The sequence below is a fragment of the Acidimicrobiales bacterium genome (assembly GCA_022452035.1).
GTDB lineage: Bacteria > Actinomycetota > Acidimicrobiia > Acidimicrobiales > MedAcidi-G1 > UBA9410.
Genome location: JAKURV010000031.1, coordinates 1 through 19,747 on the forward strand (window position 1 = coordinate 1; position 19,747 = coordinate 19,747).

Annotated in this window: 19 protein-coding genes and 1 tRNA gene; 15 read left to right on the forward strand and 5 right to left on the reverse strand. The window is 67.2% G+C overall.

Annotation, left to right across the window (positions count from 1 at the left end; genetic code table 11):
• On the reverse strand, nt 1-2,901 hold a 2,901-nt coding region (locus tag MK181_09560; GenBank protein ID MCH2420047.1), incomplete at its 3' end, for a BMP family ABC transporter substrate-binding protein.
• A 460-nt stretch (nt 2,902-3,361) separates the two neighbouring features.
• Between MK181_09560 and ychF the strand changes: the two genes are divergently transcribed.
• The 8 genes from ychF to MK181_09600 all read left to right on the forward strand — a co-directional run bounded on the left by ychF (nt 3,362) and on the right by MK181_09600 (nt 10,563).
• Nucleotides 3,362-4,435: a redox-regulated ATPase YchF gene (gene ychF / locus MK181_09565; GenBank protein MCH2420048.1), complete on the forward strand. Its 1,074-nt coding sequence runs from the start codon at nt 3,362-3,364 to the stop codon at nt 4,433-4,435.
• A 17-nt stretch (nt 4,436-4,452) separates the two neighbouring features.
• Nucleotides 4,453-4,782 carry a DUF192 domain-containing protein gene (locus MK181_09570; protein ID MCH2420049.1) on the forward strand — a complete coding sequence of 110 codons (330 nt, stop codon included), beginning with the start codon at nt 4,453-4,455 and terminating at the stop codon, nt 4,780-4,782.
• A complete protein-coding gene (gene rsmI, locus MK181_09575) occupies nt 4,779-5,618 on the forward strand; it encodes a 16S rRNA (cytidine(1402)-2'-O)-methyltransferase (GenBank protein MCH2420050.1) in 840 nt (279 codons plus the stop codon). Before MK181_09570 ends, rsmI begins: the two co-directional genes overlap by 4 nt.
• 39 nt (nt 5,619-5,657) lie before the next feature.
• Nucleotides 5,658-7,331, forward strand: a complete 1,674-nt coding sequence (metG, locus tag MK181_09580) for a methionine--tRNA ligase (protein ID MCH2420051.1) — start codon at nt 5,658-5,660, stop codon at nt 7,329-7,331.
• Entirely contained in the window at nt 7,328-8,074 is a 747-nt protein-coding gene (locus MK181_09585; GenBank protein ID MCH2420052.1) for a TatD family hydrolase, read from the forward strand. The genes metG and MK181_09585 overlap by 4 nt, the downstream gene beginning before the upstream one ends.
• A gap of 119 nt (nt 8,075-8,193) precedes the next feature.
• On the forward strand, nt 8,194-9,009 hold the full coding sequence (locus MK181_09590) for a transglycosylase family protein (GenBank protein MCH2420053.1): 816 nt from the start codon (nt 8,194-8,196) through the stop codon (nt 9,007-9,009).
• Nucleotides 9,010-9,031: 22 nt separating this feature from the next.
• Nucleotides 9,032-9,850 carry a 16S rRNA (adenine(1518)-N(6)/adenine(1519)-N(6))-dimethyltransferase RsmA gene (rsmA, locus tag MK181_09595; protein ID MCH2420054.1) on the forward strand — a complete coding sequence of 273 codons (819 nt, stop codon included), beginning with the start codon at nt 9,032-9,034 and terminating at the stop codon, nt 9,848-9,850.
• On the forward strand, nt 9,847-10,563 hold the full coding sequence (locus tag MK181_09600) for a 4-(cytidine 5'-diphospho)-2-C-methyl-D-erythritol kinase (GenBank protein MCH2420055.1): 717 nt from the start codon (nt 9,847-9,849) through the stop codon (nt 10,561-10,563). The genes rsmA and MK181_09600 overlap by 4 nt, the downstream gene beginning before the upstream one ends.
• Before the next feature lie 7 nt (nt 10,564-10,570).
• On the opposite strand, the gene MK181_09605 is transcribed toward MK181_09600, so the two are convergent.
• Nucleotides 10,571-10,669 (reverse strand): AURKAIP1/COX24 domain-containing protein, encoded by a 99-nt coding sequence (locus MK181_09605; GenBank protein ID MCH2420056.1) that lies wholly within the window; start codon nt 10,667-10,669, stop codon nt 10,571-10,573.
• 118 nt (nt 10,670-10,787) lie between these two features.
• On the opposite strand from MK181_09605, the gene MK181_09610 reads away from it, so the two are divergent.
• The 3 genes from MK181_09610 to MK181_09620 all read left to right on the forward strand — a co-directional run bounded on the left by MK181_09610 (nt 10,788) and on the right by MK181_09620 (nt 11,970).
• Nucleotides 10,788-10,863 (forward strand) — tRNA-Gln (locus MK181_09610).
• Nucleotides 10,864-10,923: 60 nt separating this feature from the next.
• Nucleotides 10,924-11,610 carry a hypothetical protein gene (locus MK181_09615; protein ID MCH2420057.1) on the forward strand — a complete coding sequence of 229 codons (687 nt, stop codon included), beginning with the start codon at nt 10,924-10,926 and terminating at the stop codon, nt 11,608-11,610.
• A 12-nt stretch (nt 11,611-11,622) separates the two neighbouring features.
• Nucleotides 11,623-11,970 carry a hypothetical protein gene (locus MK181_09620; GenBank protein ID MCH2420058.1) on the forward strand — a complete coding sequence of 116 codons (348 nt, stop codon included), beginning with the start codon at nt 11,623-11,625 and terminating at the stop codon, nt 11,968-11,970.
• 60 nt (nt 11,971-12,030) lie between these two features.
• Here the strand turns inward: MK181_09620 and cfa are convergent, their stop codons facing one another.
• Nucleotides 12,031-13,146, reverse strand: a complete 1,116-nt coding sequence (cfa, locus tag MK181_09625; GenBank protein MCH2420059.1) for a cyclopropane fatty acyl phospholipid synthase — start codon at nt 13,144-13,146, stop codon at nt 12,031-12,033.
• A gap of 103 nt (nt 13,147-13,249) precedes the next feature.
• Here cfa and glnT point away from each other — a divergent pair, with 103 nt between their 5' ends.
• A complete protein-coding gene (gene glnT, locus MK181_09630; protein ID MCH2420060.1) occupies nt 13,250-14,602 on the forward strand; it encodes a type III glutamate--ammonia ligase in 1,353 nt (450 codons plus the stop codon).
• Nucleotides 14,603-14,615: 13 nt separating this feature from the next.
• On the opposite strand, the gene MK181_09635 is transcribed toward glnT, so the two are convergent.
• Nucleotides 14,616-16,226, reverse strand: a complete 1,611-nt coding sequence (locus tag MK181_09635; protein MCH2420061.1) for an AMP-binding protein — start codon at nt 16,224-16,226, stop codon at nt 14,616-14,618.
• A gap of 97 nt (nt 16,227-16,323) precedes the next feature.
• On the opposite strand from MK181_09635, the gene MK181_09640 reads away from it, so the two are divergent.
• A complete protein-coding gene (locus tag MK181_09640; protein MCH2420062.1) occupies nt 16,324-17,166 on the forward strand; it encodes a phytanoyl-CoA dioxygenase family protein in 843 nt (280 codons plus the stop codon).
• 4 nt (nt 17,167-17,170) lie between these two features.
• Here MK181_09640 and MK181_09645 read toward each other — a convergent pair whose 3' ends face one another.
• Entirely contained in the window at nt 17,171-18,457 is a 1,287-nt protein-coding gene (locus MK181_09645) for an aminotransferase class V-fold PLP-dependent enzyme (GenBank protein ID MCH2420063.1), read from the reverse strand.
• Nucleotides 18,458-18,480: 23 nt separating this feature from the next.
• Between MK181_09645 and MK181_09650 the strand changes: the two genes are divergently transcribed.
• Entirely contained in the window at nt 18,481-18,987 is a 507-nt protein-coding gene (locus tag MK181_09650) for a DUF4395 domain-containing protein (protein MCH2420064.1), read from the forward strand.
• Nucleotides 18,972-19,747 (forward strand): fibronectin type III domain-containing protein (locus MK181_09655; protein ID MCH2420065.1); only part of this gene is annotated, 776 nt, incomplete at its 3' end. The genes MK181_09650 and MK181_09655, both read left to right, overlap by 16 nt.

Genomic DNA, 19,747 nt, shown 5'->3' on the forward strand with positions numbered 1-19,747 from the left:
CGTCGACTCCAACATCGCACCAACGGCGTAAACGCCAGCGATCTGGGACGACCAGTTGTGAATCGGCAACTTGATCGCATCAGACGAATCCGCAGCAGCCTCTTCAGCCGCTGGGGCTGCGGGGGCTTCCGGACAGACACCGGCGTCGGCACCGGTCCAGCCGGTCCAACGAGCACAGTTGTCAGCCAGCCACAAAGCAGCCGCATCCTGAGGCTCCATGCCGTCAATGTCGACGTACATCGCCAACTGGGCAATGTCGAGGTTCGTGAAGTTCATCTTCTGAACCGCCGCGTAGGCGTTCGGCCACTTGGCCGGGAAGCCCTCCCACACACCGAGCTTCAGGTACCCATCCTTCGGGTTCCCACAGTCATGCGTGGTCTCCGGGTTCATACCCCATTCCGGATCGGTCCGACACTCGTCGGCAAACGTCGGGAACTCGATGAACTTGCCGTCGTACATGGCCTCAATGAAGTTCGGAGTCCAGTTGAACAACACGATCGGCTCCTGGTTCGCGCTCGCAGCCTCCAAGGCCGCCCACAACGCACCAGCCGTGCCGGCGTTCTCGACAATGAAGTCCATCTCGAGACCCTCAACACGCTCCTGATCGCCCTTCAACCAGTCCACCGGACCACCCAAGAAGCGGCCCTTGCCGCCCGAATCGGGCGTAGCGAACATCGCGGCACAAGCGTTCAACGCCTCCCAATCCGGCAGACCCGGGCACACATCCTCGATGTAAGACGGGTACCACCACTCCTCACGAGTCTTCGCATCGTGAGTAGCCGCATCGATCACACAACCTGCATCCACCTGCTCCATGAAGGCCACACCAAAGGCGCCTTCCCAGACCTCGTGAACCAGATCCATGTCGCCTTCACACATCGACGTGTACACCAGCGTCGAATCCGCTGAGATGTACTCCACCGAGTTGCCCGTCGACTCCAACATCGCACCAACGGCGTAAACGCCAGCGATCTGGGACGACCAGTTGTGAATCGGCAACTTGATCGCATCAGACGAATCCGCAGCAGCCTCCGGTTCGGCGTAGGCGCCGTCACCGATGTCGTCGTAGGTGATGGTGAACGCCGTACCGAAGTACTTGCCGTTGAGCGCTGCCAGGGTGCCGTCGTCCTTCATCGACTGGATGGCCTCGTTGAACGGACCTACCAGGTCGCTGCCCTCGGTGAAGGCCCAGCCCAGCGGATCCGACTGCAGGGACTCGGCGAGCATGTCCACCTGGTCTGCGTTTTCACCCTGGTAGCCCTGGCCGGCCACGTCGTCCATGATCACGGCACACACGTCGCCGGTGATCAGGGCCTGCACGGCAAAGGCGAATGACTCGAACGCCACGATCCTGCCTTCGCCGACTACGTCCACTGAAAGGTCGTAGTTGGTGGTGCCGGTCTGCGAACCGACGTTGCAGTCCGACGCCTCGAGGTCGGCACGACCGCCGATCTCCGAGTCGCCCTTGGCCACGAGGATCTTCTGGTCGGTACTAATGAAGCTGATCGAGAAGTCCACGACCTTGTCGCGTTCCTCGGTGATCGTGATGCCGCCACCGGCCATGTCGAACTGGCCCTCGCCTGTGGCGATGATCGTGCCGTCCCAGGCAAACTCCTGGAAGCTCGGAACGCAGTTGAGCCGGGCACAGACCTCGTCCATGGCGTCGTAGTCCCAACCCATAGCCACACCGGTGTCAGCCGGGATGTAGGCGAATGGCAGGTAGGCGTTGTCGACCGCGATTGTGACGACTCGGCCACCCAGGTCAGGTAGTACAACGGCCCGCTCACCCGGCACATCTGGGACCGAGATCGAGCTGTTGACAACCTTGGCCTTCAGGGCATCTAGTTCACCAGCAATGTCATCGACGAAACCACCAGTGGTGGCATAGCCAACACCATCGACCGACAGGTCGAACATGACCCCACCGCCCTCGAAGGCGCCTTCGCCCAGCGAGTGGATTGTGTTGAATACAGCTACATCAACCCTCTTGAGCATGGACGACAGGATGTAGTCGCGCACTGACTCATCCGAGGTGAGGTACTGGTCTGAATCAACACCGATGGCCCAAACCTTGGAACCCGACTCCTCCGAGTGGCTCTTGGCCGCTTCGAAGAGACCGGCACCGGAGCCTCCGGCCGCGTGGTACACGATGTCAGCACCCTTTTCGTACATCGACGCGGCGATCTCACGAGCTGCGTCCGGCGCGTTGAAACCACCAAAGTCCGGCGGCTCGGTTATGTACTCGACGATCACCCTTGCATCCGGGTTCGTCTGAGCGACACCGGCTGAGAAACCAGCTTCAAACTTCCCGATCAGTGGGAAGTTCACACCGCCAATAAAGCCGACGAGGTCGACGCCGGTCTTCATACCGGCTGCAGCCCCAACAAGGAAGGAGCCCTCATGCTCGGCAAAGAGCAACGAAGCCACGTTCGGGGCGTCAACGAAGCCGTCGACGATGGCGAAGCTCGTACCGGGGTACTCGGCGGCCACCTCGGCCATCGCAGCATCAAAGAGGAAGCCCACTCCGATTACGAGGTCATTGTTTTCTGCCATAAGGCGCAGCAGTTCGCCCCTGTTTGAGCCGTCCGAGTTCGGGGACGCATCAGAGATGACCGCCCCGAGTTCGTTGGCGGCACGTTCCAGGCCGGCGTATGCGGCGTCATTGAAGGACTGGTCACCGCGTCCACCAATATCGAACACGAGGCCAACCGACACTGGCTCAGCCGGCGGCTCAGGTGCAGTGGTTGCCGGTGCAGCAGTGGTTGCCGGCGCGGCGGTAGCTGCCGGTGCAGCAGTGGTCGCTGCCGGCGCCGCCCCGTCATCGTCGTCGCTTCCACACGCCGAGACGACTAGGGCGAACCCCAGCATCACGGCGAGAAGGCGAGTTAATTGCTTACTCATGAACCCCTCCGGTTCTCGTCGCATCGTTGCGCCACGCGACGGCCTCAAGACCGCCCGCGGGGTCGCGAACCGTAGCGCGGGCAACGGCTTCATGCCACATGCCGGGAGTGTTGACGTAACTCAAATGGCGTCGCTGCACCGAATTTCAGCCGAGAGTGGCAGGAATTAGGATGGGCGACCAGGAATCGTGCCGTCCCAAACGGGGCAACGACTCAGCTGTTACGACCCAGGTTTGGCTTACGGCCGTGATTGGCCTTCTTGCGACGAGCCGAGGCCTTCTGCCTGCTAGTGCGCTTCGACATGCGGATCATGGTACCGGCATGGTTCCGGGGATCCATCAGGGTGGCCGGCGGGCACCGGTCACATCGCCGTGGACGGCCAGGTCAGTGGTCCTAGCCTGACCCGTCGGACCGGTCGCTGAGGGTGGCCGGGCGGATTCCCAACTGAGGAGAGCACACAGGTGGAGCGTTTCGGGTTCGTGGGCTTGTCCAACGCAGGCAAGTCCTCGCTCTACAACGCCCTGGCCGGCGGGGGAGTTCTCACCGCGTCGTACGCCTTCGCCACGACGGCCCCCAACGTCGGCGTGGCCCGGGTCCCCGACGACCGTCTGGAACAGCTGGCCACCATGAGCGCCTCCCGCAAGGTTGTACCGGCCAGCGTGGAGTTCGCCGATATCGGCGGCCTGGTTGAAGGGGCCTCCCAGGGCGAGGGGTTGGGTAACAGGTTTCTGGCCGGCATCCGTGAGGTCGACGCCATCGTGTTCGTCCTCCGGGCCTTCAAAGACAGCGACGTGCCCGGGCCTACCGATCCCCTGGAGCACCTCCGGGTGGTCGAGGTGGAACTGGCCCTCGCCGACCTTGACTCCGCCGAGAAGCAGCTTTACAAGGTCCGCCGGGCCTCTAAAGGGGATCCGACACTGGCCGGTGCCGTGGCGGCCCTCGGAAGGGCTGTCGATCGCCTAGCCGAGGGGGTGCCCCTCTACCGCAGCGACCTGACGGCCGGCGAGAGGGACGAACTGCAACCATTCTTCCTCCTCACCGACAAGCCGGTGCTCGCCGTGGTCAACCTGGACGAGGATCAGGTGGTCGGCTCCGACGAGGTACTAGCCCCGGTCGCCGCGGAACTGGCCGGAGCGGAGGTCATCGGCATGTGCGTCCAGTTGGAGGCCGAGGCGGCGCTCCTCGGCGACGGGGACCGGGCCGAGATACTCGACGGCCTGGGACTCGGCGAGGGGGCCCTCCCGCGCTTCGTGCGGGCCGCCCACCACCTCCTCGGCCTGCGGACCTTCTTCACCACGGGGGAGAAGGAGAGCCGGGCGTGGACCTTCCGGGCCGGTTCGTCGGCCCCCGAGTGCGCCGGCCGGATCCACACCGACTTCCAGCGGGGCTTCATCCGGGCTGAGACCATTCGCTGGGACGTGCTGCTGGACGAGGGGTCGTGGGTCCGGGCCCGGGAGTCAGGGCTCGTCCGAAGCGAAGGCAAGGACTACAGGCCCGAGGACGGCGACGTCATGGAGTTCCTCTTCAACGTCTGAGACCTACCATCACCTCCATGCCGTGGTTGGTGCGGGGAGATCAGGTGTTGTCCAGCCTCCGAGTGGCCGACTCGTCGAGCGCTCGAATCCGTGGGTTGGTGGGTCGTGACGGGCTTGAGGGGGCAATCCTGCTGCGACCCGCCCGGTCGGTCCACACGCTGGACATGCGCCTGCCCATCGACGTGGCCCACCTGGACTACGACCTCACGGTGTTGCGCACCACGCGCATGGATGGCCTGCGGGTGGGACGACCGGTACGTCGAGCCCGGGCCGTGCTCAAGGCCGAGGCGGGGAGCTTCGAACGCTGGGGCCTGGCCGTCGGCGACGTGCTGGAGGTGCGGGAGTGAGCACGGCGGCCGCCGGACCGGCCCACTTCGTGCTGGTGGCCACGCCCATTGGCAACCTGGGCGACCTCTCACCGCGGGCCGTCGAGACGCTGGCGGCCGTCGACCTGGTGGCCTGCGAGGACACCCGCAGAACGGGACGCCTGCTGGCCCACGCCGGCGTGGTGGGAGCCGACCTGCTGCGCCTCGACGAGCACACAGAGGAGAGAGCGGCCACCGAGGTGATCCGTCGCCTGGATGACGGCGGCACGGTGGCTCTCGTCTCCGACGCCGGCATGCCAGGTATCTCCGATCCGGGCGAGAGGGTGGTCCGCCGGGTGGTCGAGGCCGGCCACCGGATCGAGGTGGTGCCCGGGCCATCGGCTCCGGTAGCCGCCGTGGCAGCCAGTGGCCTACCGACCGCCCGCTGGTGCATGGAGGGCTTCCTCCCCCGTAAGGGGAGCGCCCGAGCCGACCGGCTAGCCGAGCTGGCCGTGGAGGAGCGCACCATGGTGATCCTGGAATCGCCCCATCGGCTGGCTGCCACCCTGGCCGACCTGGCCGCCGCCCTGGGAGGGGACCGACGGGTGGTTGTGGCCCGTGAACTCACCAAGCTCCACGAGGAGTTCCGGCGGGGGACCCTGGACGAGGTCGCCGCCTGGGCCGCCGAGCCGCCAAAGGGCGAGATGGTCCTGGTAGTGGACGGGGCGCCGGAGCCCGGCGAGGCCGACGACAACCGGGTCCGCGCCGTACTGGCCGAGTTACGAGCTGGTGGTGCCTCCACCCGAGACGCCGCCGACGAGGCGGCCCGCCGACTCGGGGTGTCGCGCCGTCGGGCCTACCGCCTGGCCCTGGGATGACCGGACCCCGGGGACCGGTCCACCGGTAGCCTCCGACCCATGGCCGACGATTCCGGGACCGACCGGCGCGCCGGGCGACCGGTGTTGGTCGCCGTCGCCTGGCCCTACGCCTCGGGCTCCCGTCATCTCGGCCACCTGGCCGGCGCCTACCTCCCGGCCGACATCTACGCCCGGCACCAGCGGCTGGTCGGCAACCGGGTACTGATGGTGAGCGGGTCCGACGTGCACGGCACCCCGATCACCGTGCGGGCCGACGCCGAGGGGGTCACACCCCGGGACATCGTCGACCGTTACCACGCCGAGTTCGTTGCCGACTGGGACCGGCTGGGAATCAGTTGGGACCTCTACACCTCGACGGGTACGGAGAACCATGCTGCGGTCACCCAGGACCTTTTCCTACGCCTGCTGGAGAACGGCCACATCGACCGTCGAACCAGCGACCAGTACTACGACGCCGAAGCCGGTCGCTTCCTGCCCGACCGCTACATCGAGGGCACCTGCCCCCACTGCCACTACGCCGAGGCCCGGGGCGACCAGTGCGAGGACTGCGGGCGCACGCTGGACCCCGAGGAGCTTGTTGATCCCCGATCCAAGATCACCGGTAGCACGCCGGAGGTGCGCCAAACCGAGCACTTCTACCTACGCCTTTCCGACTTCTCCGAGGCGTTGGGTGCCTGGTTGGACGACCGCCAGGGGTGGCGGCGTCACGTCCTGAACTTCTCAAAGGGCTGGGTGGAAGACGGCCTCCACGATCGGGCCATCACCCGCGATCTGGACTGGGGAGTCGAGGTGCCGGTGGACGACCTGGGGCCGGGCAAACGGATCTACGTCTGGTTCGAGGCCGTCATCGGCTACTTGTCGGCCTCCAAAGAGTGGGCGCAACTCCAGGGCGATCCGGAGGCCTGGCGCGATTGGTGGGAGGGCGACGAGGCCCGGTCCGTCTACTTCATCGGCAAGGACAACATTCCGTTCCACACAATCATCTGGCCTGGGATGCTTCTCGGCTACGGAGGGCTGAATCTCCCCACCGACGTACCGGCCAACCAGTACGTGACCTTCAAGGGCGGCAAGGCATCGGCCAGCCGGGGCGTTGGCCTCACTATCGGCGAGGGCTTGGACCTGTTCCAGGCCGACGCCCTGCGGTATGCGCTAGCCGCATCACTACCCGAGCAGAGCGACACCGACCTGTCGATCGACGAGATTGGACGCCGGATCAACGAGGAGCTGGTGGCCACCTGGGGGAACCTGGTCAACCGGGTGCTTTCTATGGTCCACAGCACATGCGGAGGTGTCGTCCCGGCGGTCGGGGACCGGACCGCCGACGACCTGGCTGTGCTGGCGACGGTGGACGGGGCCTTGGACGTCGTCACCGACCTGATCGAACGGGTGGAGTTGCGGGCCGCGCTCCGGACCGGGATGGACGCCGCGGCCACTGTCAACGCTTACCTGAACGCCACCGAACCATGGAAGCTGGCCCGGTCGGACCCCGAGCGGGCACAGGCCGTGCTGGGTACGGCCCTGGCCGCCGTGGCCGGGGTACGGGTGGCCCTATCCCCCTACCTGCCGTTCAGCACGGTGGCCCTCGATGACGAGCTGGGCCCGGTGGACGCCTGGCACCGTCGGGAGCCCGTCCCGGGGTCTTCCATCGGGAAGCCCGCCCCGCTGTTCGCCAAGGTCGACGTGGTCGAACTGCTGGCCGGGGACGACGGGTGACCGCCTGGTTCGACAACCACTGCCACCTGGGCCCTGACGCGTCCGAGGTGGTGGCCCGGGCCCGGGAGGCCGGGGTGGTGGGCATGGTCACCGTGGGCTGCGACCTGGAGGACAGCCGGGCCGCCCTGGCCACCGCGTCGGCCTACGACGACGTCTGGGCCACGGCCGGCGTGCATCCCCACGAGGCACGACACGGGGTGGCGGGCCTCGCCGACCTGCTGAGTGGGGCGGTAGCCGTCGGTGAGGCAGGCCTGGACTTCCACTACGACCATTCACCCCGCCCGGCTCAACGCGACGCCTTCGCCGCCCAGGTGGCGCTAGCCAATGGACACGAACTCCCGTTGGTCATTCACACCCGCGAGGCGTGGGCCGAGACATTCGACCTGCTGGACGTCGAGGGGGTGCCCGCCCGTACGGTGTTCCACTGCTTCACTGGCGGCCCCGACGAGGCCAGGGAGGGCTTGGACCGGGGTGCGTGGCTGTCATTCAGCGGCATCGTGACCTTTCCGTCGGCGGGCGACCTCCGGGCCGCTGCCGCCCTCTGCCCGCTGGACCGCGTGATGGTCGAGACCGACTCGCCGTACCTGGCTCCGGTGCCTCACCGAGGTCGGACCAACGAACCGGCCTGGGTGCCGTTCGTCGGAGTTGCGGTGGCTGAGGCCATGGATCGGCCGGTGGCCGAGGTGGCTGCCGCTACCACGACCAACGCCCGGACCTTCTACGGGTTGGACAACCCTGTCTGAGTGACGGCCGGCCCGGTGCCGTCCGGTGACCAACGACCGCGGTTTCGCGGGGCCCCCGACCCTTGCGCAATCCGGGGTCCGTCCCTATCGTCGCGGCGATCATCAGGCCGGGAAAGGCCTTGTCCGGAGGGGAAAGGGACGGAGCTCTGGGCGCCGAAACCACCGTGGAACGGTGGCGGGTGGTTGTCGTGGCCCTGGCCACGATCGCCGCGTTGCCCCTGTTCGTACTCGAAGATCCGACGTCTCCCGGTTCGCTGGCTGGGACGGCGGGGGCCTCCGTCGCGCCCGCCGTGGACGAGATTGACCCTTCGATGGAGGTCATCGAATTGGTTGTGGCCTCGGGGCCCCACTTCGTGCCGGACGTGGCCAAGATGAGCGCCCGGGCCCAGGACTGGCATGCCGCCCGGTCGTCCCGCCCGGTGCTAGCCCGGCTGGCCGAGGTGGCCCACCGGCACGAGGCCGAGGCGCTGGCAGCCGCCCATCTGGTGGCGGCCAGCGAGTTTGCCCAGCAAGAGCGCCTCGACGCCCTTCTGGAGGCCCGTCGACGGGAGGCCGAGCGGGAGGCCGAGCGTGTCCGTCTCCGCGAAGAGGAGCTGCAGCGGCGCGAAGAGGCGATGACCACGCCAGGGCCCACAACAACCATCCCGTGGGACACCGATCCGCACCCGGATGGCCCATCCGACGTGCAGTGGGAGGCGTTGCGCTTCTGTGAGGCCACCGGGAACTACGAGGCGGTCAGCCCGACCGGGAAGTACCGGGGGGCCTACCAGTTCAGCCGCCAGACCTGGGACTGGATCGCCGGGATGTACTACGAGAACCTGGTCGGGGTGGATCCGGCCGCCGCCTCCCCCCACGACCAGGATCACATGGCCCAGGCCCTCTACGACTTGCGGGGGCGTGGCCAGTGGCCGGTCTGCGGTCGCTACCTGCCCTGACCGACCTCGTCGGGCCTCCACTGTGACCCTCACCCGGACCGAGGTCCGAGAGCTGCTGGACCGTCACGGCATCCGGCCTAAGCGGTCCCTCGGCCAGAACTTTGTCGTCGAACCCAACACGGTGCGTCGGATCGTCGAGCTGGCGGCCGTAGGCCCAGGCGACCGAGTGCTGGAGATAGGACCCGGCGTCGGGTCCCTAACCCTGGCCTTGGCCGAGGCCGGAGTAGCGGTAACCGCCGTCGAGATCGACGACGCGCTGGTTGGCGTGCTGGCCGAGACCACCGCCGGCCACGACGTGGCCATAGTGCACGCGGACGCCATGGCAGTGAACTGGTCGGACCTGCTGGACAACGACCAGTGGACACTGGTGGCCAACCTGCCGTACAACGTGTCGGTACCGTTGGTTTGCGACCTCCTGGACAGTGTCCCGGCGGTCCGGCACATGGTGGTGATGGTCCAGAAGGAGGTGGCCGAACGGCTGGTGGCCGGGCCCGGCGATGGGGCCTACGGTCTCCCATCGGTGAAGGTGGCGTACCACGCCGTCGGACGGATCGTGGGACGGGTCCCGCCCTCGGTGTTCCTGCCCCGGCCCCGGGTGGACTCGGCCCTGGTCGAATTGGTGCGGCGGGAGGCGCCGACCGTGGATGCAGATTCGGAGGTCTTGTTCGACCTGGTTCGGGCCGGTTTTGGACAGCGTCGCAAGATGCTGCGGCGCTCGCTGGCCGGTTTGGTCGACGAGGCGGCGTTTGCGGCGTCCGGGGTGGCGCCGACCGCCCGGGCCGAGGAGCTGGGGCTGGACGGCTGGGCGGCGCTGACGGCCGCCGTGGCGGGTGAGTCGTGACCGTCACCCTCCTGTCGGCACCGGCCAAGCTGACACTGTCGCTGAGCGTGGTGGGGGTCCGACACGACGGTTACCACCTAGTGGACGCCGAGATGGTTGCCGTGGACCTGACCGATGAGTTGGAGGTGTCAGACGGTGAAGGCCTGGAGGTGGTGGTTCCCGACAGCGGATTAGAGGTTTCCGATGACGGGGAGAATCTGGTAGCCCGGGCCCTACGCCTCGTCGGTAGAACGGCCCACGTGGTGGTCCGCAAGTCGGTTCCTGCGGGGGCCGGCCTAGGGGGTGGGTCAGCGGACGCCGCAGCGATCCTGCGGTGGGCCGGCTGGGACGACGTGGCCGGTTCCGTGGTCCTCGGGGCTGACGTGCCGTTCTGCCTGGTCGGGGGTCGTGCCCGGGTGACCGGCATCGGTGAGGTGGTGGAGCCGTTGCCCTTCGAGGAGCGGGCGTTCACCCTGCTGACCCCGCCGGTCGGGTGCCTCACCCAGGACGTCTACCGCCGATGGGACGAGATGGGCGGCCCGCTTGGCGCGCACGGCAACGATTTGGAGCCGGCGGCCGTTGACCTGGTGCCCGCCCTGGTCCGGTGGCGCGACGAGCTAGGAGACGCGGCGGGTTGTCGGCCGAAGCTTGCCGGGAGCGGGAGTACCTGGTTCGTGGAGGGGGAGTATCCGGGGGAGGGGCGGCGAGTCGTCCGGACCCTGCCGTCGGCCTGAGACCGGCCTACTTGCCCCGCATCCGCTGGGCGCGGGTGCGCTTGAGCATCTTGCGATGCTTCTTCTTGCGCATCCGCTTGCGGCGCTTCTTGATCAGAGATCCCATGACGGGCGGCAGGCTAACCGGGTGCTGGCCTATTGCCCCCGCCTGGCGGGGAAGAGGTGAAACAGGCTTCCAGAAGGTCCCGACGGTGCGGCCACTACGCTCGGTCGGGCATGCGCATTGTCCGGTAGTTCAACTGGCAGAACGCCTGACTTTGGATCAGGAGGTTGGAGGTTCGAGCCCTCCCCGGACAGCCAAGCGGTTATGTCCAGCGACCCGAAACCTTTCCAAGGCGGCCCTGGAACTAGCGTGCGCCAGTGCCAGAGTTTGCTGCCGACACGTTCCCCCGACCGGTCAACTCGCAGATCCTCTCCGCCTTCGAGGCCGTGTGGGACGGATTGGCTGTTGCCGGAACGTGGTGGACGGCCACCGAACGGGTGGCCATCGTGGCGGCGACCCGAAGGTCGCTGCCGCTTCCCCTAGGAGAGGCTGCCCCCGACATTGCCGGGCTCTCCGACGCTGTTGGTTCCGATGGCCTATCACCGTTGACCCATGAGGTCGTCCGGTGTCTAGTCGTCGACGCGGGACGCATCACCCGGGATTGGGCCACCGCAGCCATTGACCGTATGGGTCCGGGACGTTACGTCGAAGTGGTCGCGCTGGTTGTCCAGACGATCCCCATTGACCTGCTCTGCGATCTGTTGGGCAGACCACGCCAGGATCTACCGGCTCCCAAGAGAGGCGAACCCTCCCGGCTTGTGCCCGATGGTCTCGGCCAGGAGGGAGCCTTCGTGCCCTGGGCCGTCGATGGTTGGTTGGGACCCAACGTGGCCCGTGCGTTGTCGTTCGTGCCCGAAGACAACTCACGGCGTATGGCGGTCGTCATGAGCATGTACAGCGGTGAACACTTCGAGGAGATGGTTTGGCGCCACCGGGCCCTCAGCCGCCCGCAGGTCGAACTGGTCGCTGCCCGCACGTCGGCTGTAAACGAATGCTTCTACTGAACATCGGCCCACGTGATGCTGCTCCGTGCGAGCAGCGATGCCATCGACGCCGGTGCCGACCTGCAGGGGGCGGTGGGCGGGTCAACGGGGAGCGTCCCCCACGGAGGGCTGCTCATGGCGTATGCCGAGGCAGCTAACCGTGACCCGGAAGCAGCTCGGGCCCTGGACGACGATGTGATCGCCGTCGTGGGGGAGGCCGGCTTGGTTGATGCCGCGGTGATCGTGGCCGTCTTCAACGGTCTAGTCCGATCAGCCGACGGCATCGGGATACCGCTAGATGACGGCATGCTGGCCGCTACCGTTGACGCACGGGCTGTACTCGGACTTGACAGATTTGTCGGAGCGGCCAACAACCTCTAGTAGCAGCCGCAGAACTCGACGGGGCGTCTAGGTCCCTCTGCGACACAACATTCCCGCAGGTCAGCGGACACCGTCGTACACCGCCGAGATCCGTCCGGTACGACGGAACACGATCTGGAAGAGCTGCAGGTTCCGGATCCGGAATGACGCCGCCGACGAAAGCAGGTAGTAGCGCCAGGTCCGGCGGAACCGCTCGTCGTAGTGGGGGATCTCCTCCCAACGGGCTTCAATGTTGGCGTGCCAGGCCAGGAGCGTCCGGTCGTAGTCGGGACCCAGGTTCTGGACGTCCTCGACGGCCCACCGCGGCTGGGACGCCCCGGCGATCTGGTGGAGGGACGGCACCACGCCCCCGGGGAAGATGTACCGATCGAACCATGTATCGACCGACTGCGTCGACTCGTTTGACCCGATGGTGTGGTGCAGCATTAGGCCGTTGGGTTCCAGCAGGTCTCCACACCGCTCGAAGAACGTCCCATAGTTCCTGGGGCCCACGTGTTCCATCATCCCGATGCTCACGATCCGGTCGTAGGTGCCGGCCACCTCCCGGTAGTCCTGCTGGCGAAATTCCACTGGGAGGTTCCCGGCCCGCTTCCGGGCCTCGTCCACCTGCTCGGCGGCCGGGCTGATGCCGACGACGACCGCCCCGTGGTGGGTGGCGGCATGGCGGGCGAAGCTGCCCCAGCCACAACCGATATCCAGGATTCGCATCCCCGGCTCCAGGTGCAGCTTCTGGCAGACCAGGTCCAACTTCGCCTCCTGGGCAGCTTCAAGGCTGTTGGCCTCGTCCCACCGCGCGCAGCTATAGACCATCTCCGGCCCGAGCATCCGCAGGTACAGGTCGTTGCCGATGTCGTAGTGGGCCCGGGCGTTGTGTCCCGCTCGATGGATCGTCTGGCGGTTCACGAGGTTCGAGCGCAGCATGTTGAGCAGCAGCGCCGGGCTGGCTCGGATGGCAGACCGCAGGTCGGCGGTTAGTACCCGGACCAAGAACTCGTCGACTCGGATGGCGTCCCACCAGCCTTCCTGGTAGGCCTCGCCGAGGCCCAGTTCCCGATCCCGCAGGACACGGCGCCAGAATCGATCGTCGTGGATCTGAATGTCGTGGGGTTGGTCGCCACCGACGGTCACCCCGGCGCCGTCGAGCAACTCCCTGCCCTGCTCCCTGAGGCTGGCCACGGGTCCCCCGATGCAGTTTGTGCGGCGGCCGAATGGTAGCCGGGTCAATACATGAGATAGTCCGTGGAAGACAGGGGTGGAGATGCCCCGAGGGGAGGGCGAGATGACGCCGGACGAACTGAAGGGGCGGATTGCCGAGGACGGCGTGGAGTTCATCTACGCCATGTTCGTGGAGATGCACGGAAAGCCGTGCGCCAAGCTGGTGCCGGTCAGCGCAATCGACGATCTCCTCGAGGTGGGAGCGGGGTTCGCCGGGTTCGCCGCCGGACCCATGAGCCAAACCCCGGCCGACCCGGACATCCTGGCCATCCCCGATCCGGCCTCCTACACGCGGCTTCCCTGGCAGCCCAACGTTGCCGCCCTGCAGTGTGACGCCACGGTGGAAGGAGAGCTCTGGCCGTACGCCCCCCGGGTGATCCTCCGACGGGCCATGGAACGGGCCGCTGAGCAGAACCTCGTCCTCAAGGCAGGCGTCGAGGTGGAGTACTCGTTGCTCCACCGCAACGAGGACGGTTCGCTACGACCCGCCGACGAGCGGGACACCTCGACCCTGCCGTGCTACGACGCCCGGGGCCTGACCACGGCGCTGGACCACCTGACCACGGTGTCTCGCCACATGGATGCCATGGGGTGGGGCAACTACGCCAACGACCACGAGGACGCCAACGGCCAGTTCGAGCAGAACTTCCAATACGCCGACGCCCTCACCACCTCGGACCGCCTCATCCTGCTCCGCCTCATGCTCCACACCCTGGCCCGCCGCCAGGGCCTTTACGCCACGGTCATGCCCAAGCCGTTCGCCGACAAGACCGGCAACGGGCTCCACACTCACCTCAGCCTCTGGACCGCCGACTCCGACGAACCGCTGTTCCACGACGACGACGACGCCCGGGGACTCGGGCTCAGTGAGCTGGCCTACCGTTTCATCGCTGGCATCCTCGACCACGCCCAAGGGCTAACGGCCATCGTCTGCCCAACCGTCAACTCGTTCAAGCGGATCGGCGTCGGACCACCCGACTCAGGAGCAACCTGGGCGCCCGCCTACGTGGCCTACGGCGGCAACAACCGGACGCAGATGATCCGCGTCCCGGAAGGCGGCCGTATCGAGGTCCGTGCCCCAGACGGGTCAGCCAACCCGTATCTGGCCTTCACCGCACTGTTGAGCGCAGGCCTGGACGGCGTGGCCCGTCAGGCCGACCCCGGCGACCCGAACGGCGACAACCTCTTCGCCCTAGGCCTCGATGAGATCGCCGCCCGGGGTATCAGCGCCCTGCCGCCGACGCTGCTACACGCCTGCGACGACCTGGTCGCCGACGACGTGCTGCGGTCCGGGTTTGGAACGGGCCGGGACGGTGACTACGTGGACTACTTCGCTTCGGTGAAGCGGACCGAGTTTCGTACCATCACCGACCGGGTGACGGCGGCCGAACTCGACGCCTATCTGACGCTCGTGTAGGCCGGCCCGTCGCTTAGGCCATTTCGGCCCACTGGCCGTCGACCCACTGGTCGCGCAGCACGAACTTCTGGATCTTGCCGCTGCCGGTCAGCGGGAACTCGTTGACTTCGAACCAGTGCTTCGGCGTCTTGTGAGGTGCCAGGTGCTCCCGCAGGTATCCGAAGAGCTCGCCCTTGTCGATGGTTCGGTCAGGGGCCGGTCGGACGAAGGCGGCCACCACCTCGCCCCACCGGTCGTCGGGCAGCCCTACCACGGCTACTTCGGCCACCGTGTCGTGGGCGAATAGAAGCTCTTCGAGCTCCCGGGGATAGATGTTTTCCCCACCCCGGATGATCATGTCCTTGAGGCGACCTTCGATAGAGAGATAGCCCCGCTCGTCCATGGCCGCCAGGTCGCCGGTGTGGAGCCATCCGTCAGCATCGATGGTCTCGGCGGTGGCGTCCGGCATTTCGTAGTAACCGTGCATCACCAGGTAGCCACGGGCGCAGTACTCGCCGATGGTCCCTACCGGCACTGTCTCGCCAGTCTCCGGGTCGATGATCTTGACCTCCACGTGGGGCATCGGGGTGCCGATGGTGGTGGCCTTGTCCACGATGGTGTCGGTGGCGTGGGTCATCGACGAAACCGGCGAGAGCTCGGTCTGGCCGAACACGATGGTGAAGGGCGCCCCGAGTTCCTTCTCGAACCGTTCGACCAGCGGGGCCGGGACAGTCGAGCCTCCGGAGCAGATGGCCTCCACGAGGGACAGGTCCCGGGAGGCGAAATCGGGGTGCTCAAGCATGGCCACCAGCATTGTGGGGACCCCCAGCATGGCCATCCCGCCGTACGTGTCGAACAATTCCAGTACCAGCCCCGGGTCGAAGGCCTCCACGAGGACCATGGTCACCCGCTTTGAGACGCCACTGAGGACGCCGAGCACGCAACCGCCGGTGTGGAACAGCGGCATGGTGCAGACCCACACCGCGCCGTCGCTGACGCCCATCCGGTCTGCCGTGTGGGCCCCGTTGTTGACCAGCCCCCGGTGGAACAGCAGGGCCCCTTTCGGGAAACCGGTGGTACCCGAGGTGTACTGGATCATGCACGGATCCATGGGGTCGGGGTCAACGAGATCGCCGTCCCAGGCGTCCCCCTCGGACAAGAAGTCCTCCCACTGATCGAGGCGGATGACCTCCCGTAGGTCGGGGCATTCGGGCTGCACATCGATGGCCGTGGCCAACATGGGGTTGCCCCGGAACTCGGGGAGCACCATGAGCCCTGCCGAGCGCGACTGGGTCAGCACATACTGGAGTTCGCGGGCCTGGAAGGCCGGGTTGACGGTCACCAGGATCACCCCGGCCATGGCACAGCCGAACTCCAGGATCATCCACTCGGGGACGTTCGGCGCCCACACGGCCAGCCGCTCACCCGGCTCGAAGTGGGCCCGGACAGCCCGGGCGGCCCGCTCGGCGTCGACGACCAGCTCGGCGTAGGTCCACTCCCGCCGGTCGGCCGGATCGGGGGTTCCGGCGATCAGGGCCACCCGTTCGGGGACCTGGTCGGCCACCTGGCGTAGTAGGCCACCGATGGTGAGGTCGCGGAGCTGAGGATCGTCCGGTCCAGCGCTGTGGGACAGGGTGAGGGCCATGGGGCCGGACAGTACCGCTCCCTGGGTGACGCCTCCGGGGTCGAGGGTTGGCACAGGGAATTGCGCAAGGGGCGCTAAGGCGGGGATGCTGCGCGTCATGGCCAAGCTGACCACCCTGGACCGGGAAACTTCGGTCGACGATCTGCTGGACGTCCTGCACCGTGACGGAGGGGTGATTGTCCGGGACCTGCTAACCGACGATCAGCGTCGGGCCATCGTTGACGACCTGGCGCCGTCACTCGAGGCGACCGCTCCGGGTTCCCGGAGCGGACTCGAGCAATGGGAGTTGTTCCACGGTTCCCAGACCATCCGGTTCTGCGGCCTGGCCGCTCGCAGCCGGGCCTTCGTGGACCACGCCCTCCTCCACCCCCTGCTGTCCGAGGTGGTTGACCGTGAGTTGTTGTCTGGTTGCGCCGACTACTGGCTGAACACCGGTCAGGTCATGGCCGTCGGTCCCGGGGAGCGGGCCCAGTACCTGCACCGGGACGAGAACAACTGGCCGGAGGCTGTCAACTCTGAACGGGAGATCACCATCAGTTGCATGTTCGCCCTTTCGGACTTCACCCGAGACAACGGTGCCACGGTGGTGGTGCCGGGCACGCAGGACCTGCCGCCCGGTCTGGTTCGGGGCTATGACGTGGCCGAGGCCGACCTGGCCTACGCCGAGATGCCGGCCGGTGCCGGGATGTTCTACTCGGGAAAGGTGATCCACGGCGCTGGGTCCAACGCCTCCGAGACGTGGCGTTACGGCATGCACGTCAGTTTCGTAGTCGGATGGTTGCGGCCCGAGGAAGCCAGTCCCCTGCAGGTGGATCGGGAGCGGGCCGCCGACCTGCCCGAGCGAGCCCGCCAACTGCTGGGTTGGTCGTCGTACCACTCTGATGCCGGGGGTCGGACGTGGCTGGTCGACTTCGAGGACGCGTCCCGTCTCTTCTCCTGAGCCGTCACTCCAGGGTGGCGTACGAACCGTCGTCTGCCGGGTCGATGTTGCCGCGTTCCCGGGCCTCGACGACGGCGTCGGAGAGGTCGGCCAGCCACTCGTTCACGGTCGGAACATTGCCCGCGCTGACCGTCAGGTGCAGGCCGTCCGGTGGGCCCTGCCTGTCGAGGTGCCAATGTCGGGCCGCTAGAGCTTCGCCCAGAGCCGGGATGTTGACTGGCTCGTCCGCTGCCGGGTCGGCGGTAATCGAGAGGAGGTGGTGTCGGGGGTCCCCGGGGACGGAGAGGCCGTCGACGGCCCGCACTCCGGCCCGGATGCGGTCAGCGGTCTCCAAGGTGGCTCGGACCAGCCGGCGGTAACCGTCGCGTCCCAGGTGGCGGACCACCGCCCAGGCGGCTGCCATGGGTAGGCCCGAGCGGGTGCCCTGCAGGTTCGGGGTGGCATAGCGGCCTCCCAGCCAGTCGTCAAAGACGAACGTCTGGTACCGGCGCAGTTCCCTTGACCGGTGAAGGAGGACCGAGACGCCCTTGGGGGCGTATCCGAGCTTGTGAATGTCAGCCGAGATGGACGTCACGCCGTCGACGCCGAGGTCCCACGGCGGGCTACCCCACGCATCGGGGTCCTCATCGGTGGCAAAGGGGAGGACAAACCCACCCATGCAGGCGTCCACGTGGCAGTTGGCGCCCACCGAGTCGGCCAATCCCGCCATTTCGGCCACCGGATCGACCACCCCCTGCGGGTACTGGGGGGCCGACGCCACGACCAGAGCGGTAGATGGTCCAACCGAGTCGGCTACTGCGTCTACATCGGCTGTCCAGTCGTCGGTTACTGGGACGACCCGGGTCCGCAGCCCGAACAGGTGGGCGGCCTTGTGGAACGCCGCATGGGCGCTTCGGGCCAGCACGATCTCCGGGTCGACCACGCCCCGCTCCGCCGCAGCACGTTCCCGGGCCGCCTCTACGGCACACAGGATGCTCTCGGTGCCACCGCTGGTCAGGAACCCGGCCGCCTCCGGTGGGCCGTGGAGGAGGTCGGCTGTCCAGGCGCAGAGTTCAGCCTGGATCTCGCCCAGCGAGGGGAAGGCGGCGGTGTTGAGAGCGTTTTCGTGGAGGAAGAGCCGGGCTGCCTCCTCAGCGACCTGGCGTACCTCCGGACCACCGTCGAACACCAGGCCGAACGTGCGCCCTTCAGCCCACCGCACGTCTCCACCCCGACGAGCGTCCAAGTCCCGGACCACCTCATCGACCGGGGTTCCGCCAACCGGGAACGGTTGGATCGTGGAGGACGACATCACCCGACAATAGGGTTTGTCCCGTGGGGAACCGAAAGACCGAGACTGGGGCTACCGACCTGTTCTCGTTTCCGCATCCGGTGGACGAGGTCTCGGCCCGGCTGGTGGCCACTGGGGTGGTGCTCCAGTGCGTGGTCATCCTGGCCACCGGGTGGACACTGCTGGTCGTCGTCCTGGCCTGGGGATTCCTGGCCCGAGTGGCGACCGGTCCAACACTTAGCCCGCTAGGCAGCCTGATCACCCGGGTGGTGCGGCCTCGCCTGTCGTGGGCCGTGCAGGAGACCCCGGGTCCACCCAAGCGGTTCGCCCAAGGCATCGGAGCGACCCTGTCCACCGGGGCGCTGGTCGCCGCCCTCGCCGGAGCCGAGACGGTGTCCTACCTGCTGGTGACGGTTGTCCTAGTCGCTGCCTCGCTGGAAGCGTTCGCGGGGTTCTGTCTGGGATGCTGGCTCTTCCGGATCCTGATGACGATCGGGGTGGTTCCCGAGGAGACCTGCGAGGCCTGCAGGGACCTGTGGGGAATCCGCTGAGCCGAACCAGGCAACTTCTGGCCCTAGTGGCCGGCACCGGGACGCTGGCTCTGTTCGCGCTCGGAGTTGCGGCGGTATCTGCCCAGTCTGACGTGGTTCCCGGACCACCCACCTCTGTGGCCACCACTTCGTCGAATGCCGAGGCCACCGTCACATGGTCGGCCCCGACCGCAAACGGGGGTACGGCGGTCACCGGGTATTCCGTGGCCTGGACCAGCAACGTAAGCCAGGGGATGACGTCCGGTTCGGCAAACGTCGCGGCCTCTGCCACTTCGTACCGCTTGACGGGCCTCCTGAACGGAGCCATCTACACGTTCACAGTCGCGGCGACCAACGCTGCCGGCACCGGTACCGCCTCAGCCTCGGTTGCCGCCATGCCCTACACACGGGCCGGGGCGCCGGCCAACCTGACAGCCGCTGCCTTGCCCGGAGGGCAGGTCCACCTGAACTGGGCACCTCCCGGCGACAACGGGGGTGCGACGGTCACCGGCTACCGGATCGAACGACGAGCGGACGGCGGCGAGTGGGCCGTCTTGGTTTCCGACACCGCGACGACGCTGACCTCCTACCTGGCGATCGGCCTCGATTCCGCCGTTTCGTATGAGTTTCAGGTCTCGGCCTGGAACGCAGCCGGGATGGGCGCCATGTCTGCCGCCTCGCCAGCGGTTCAGCCGATGGCTCCACCGACTACGACGACCGTGGCGCCGACTACGACGACCGTGGCGCCGACTACGACGACCGTGGCGCCGACTACGACGAC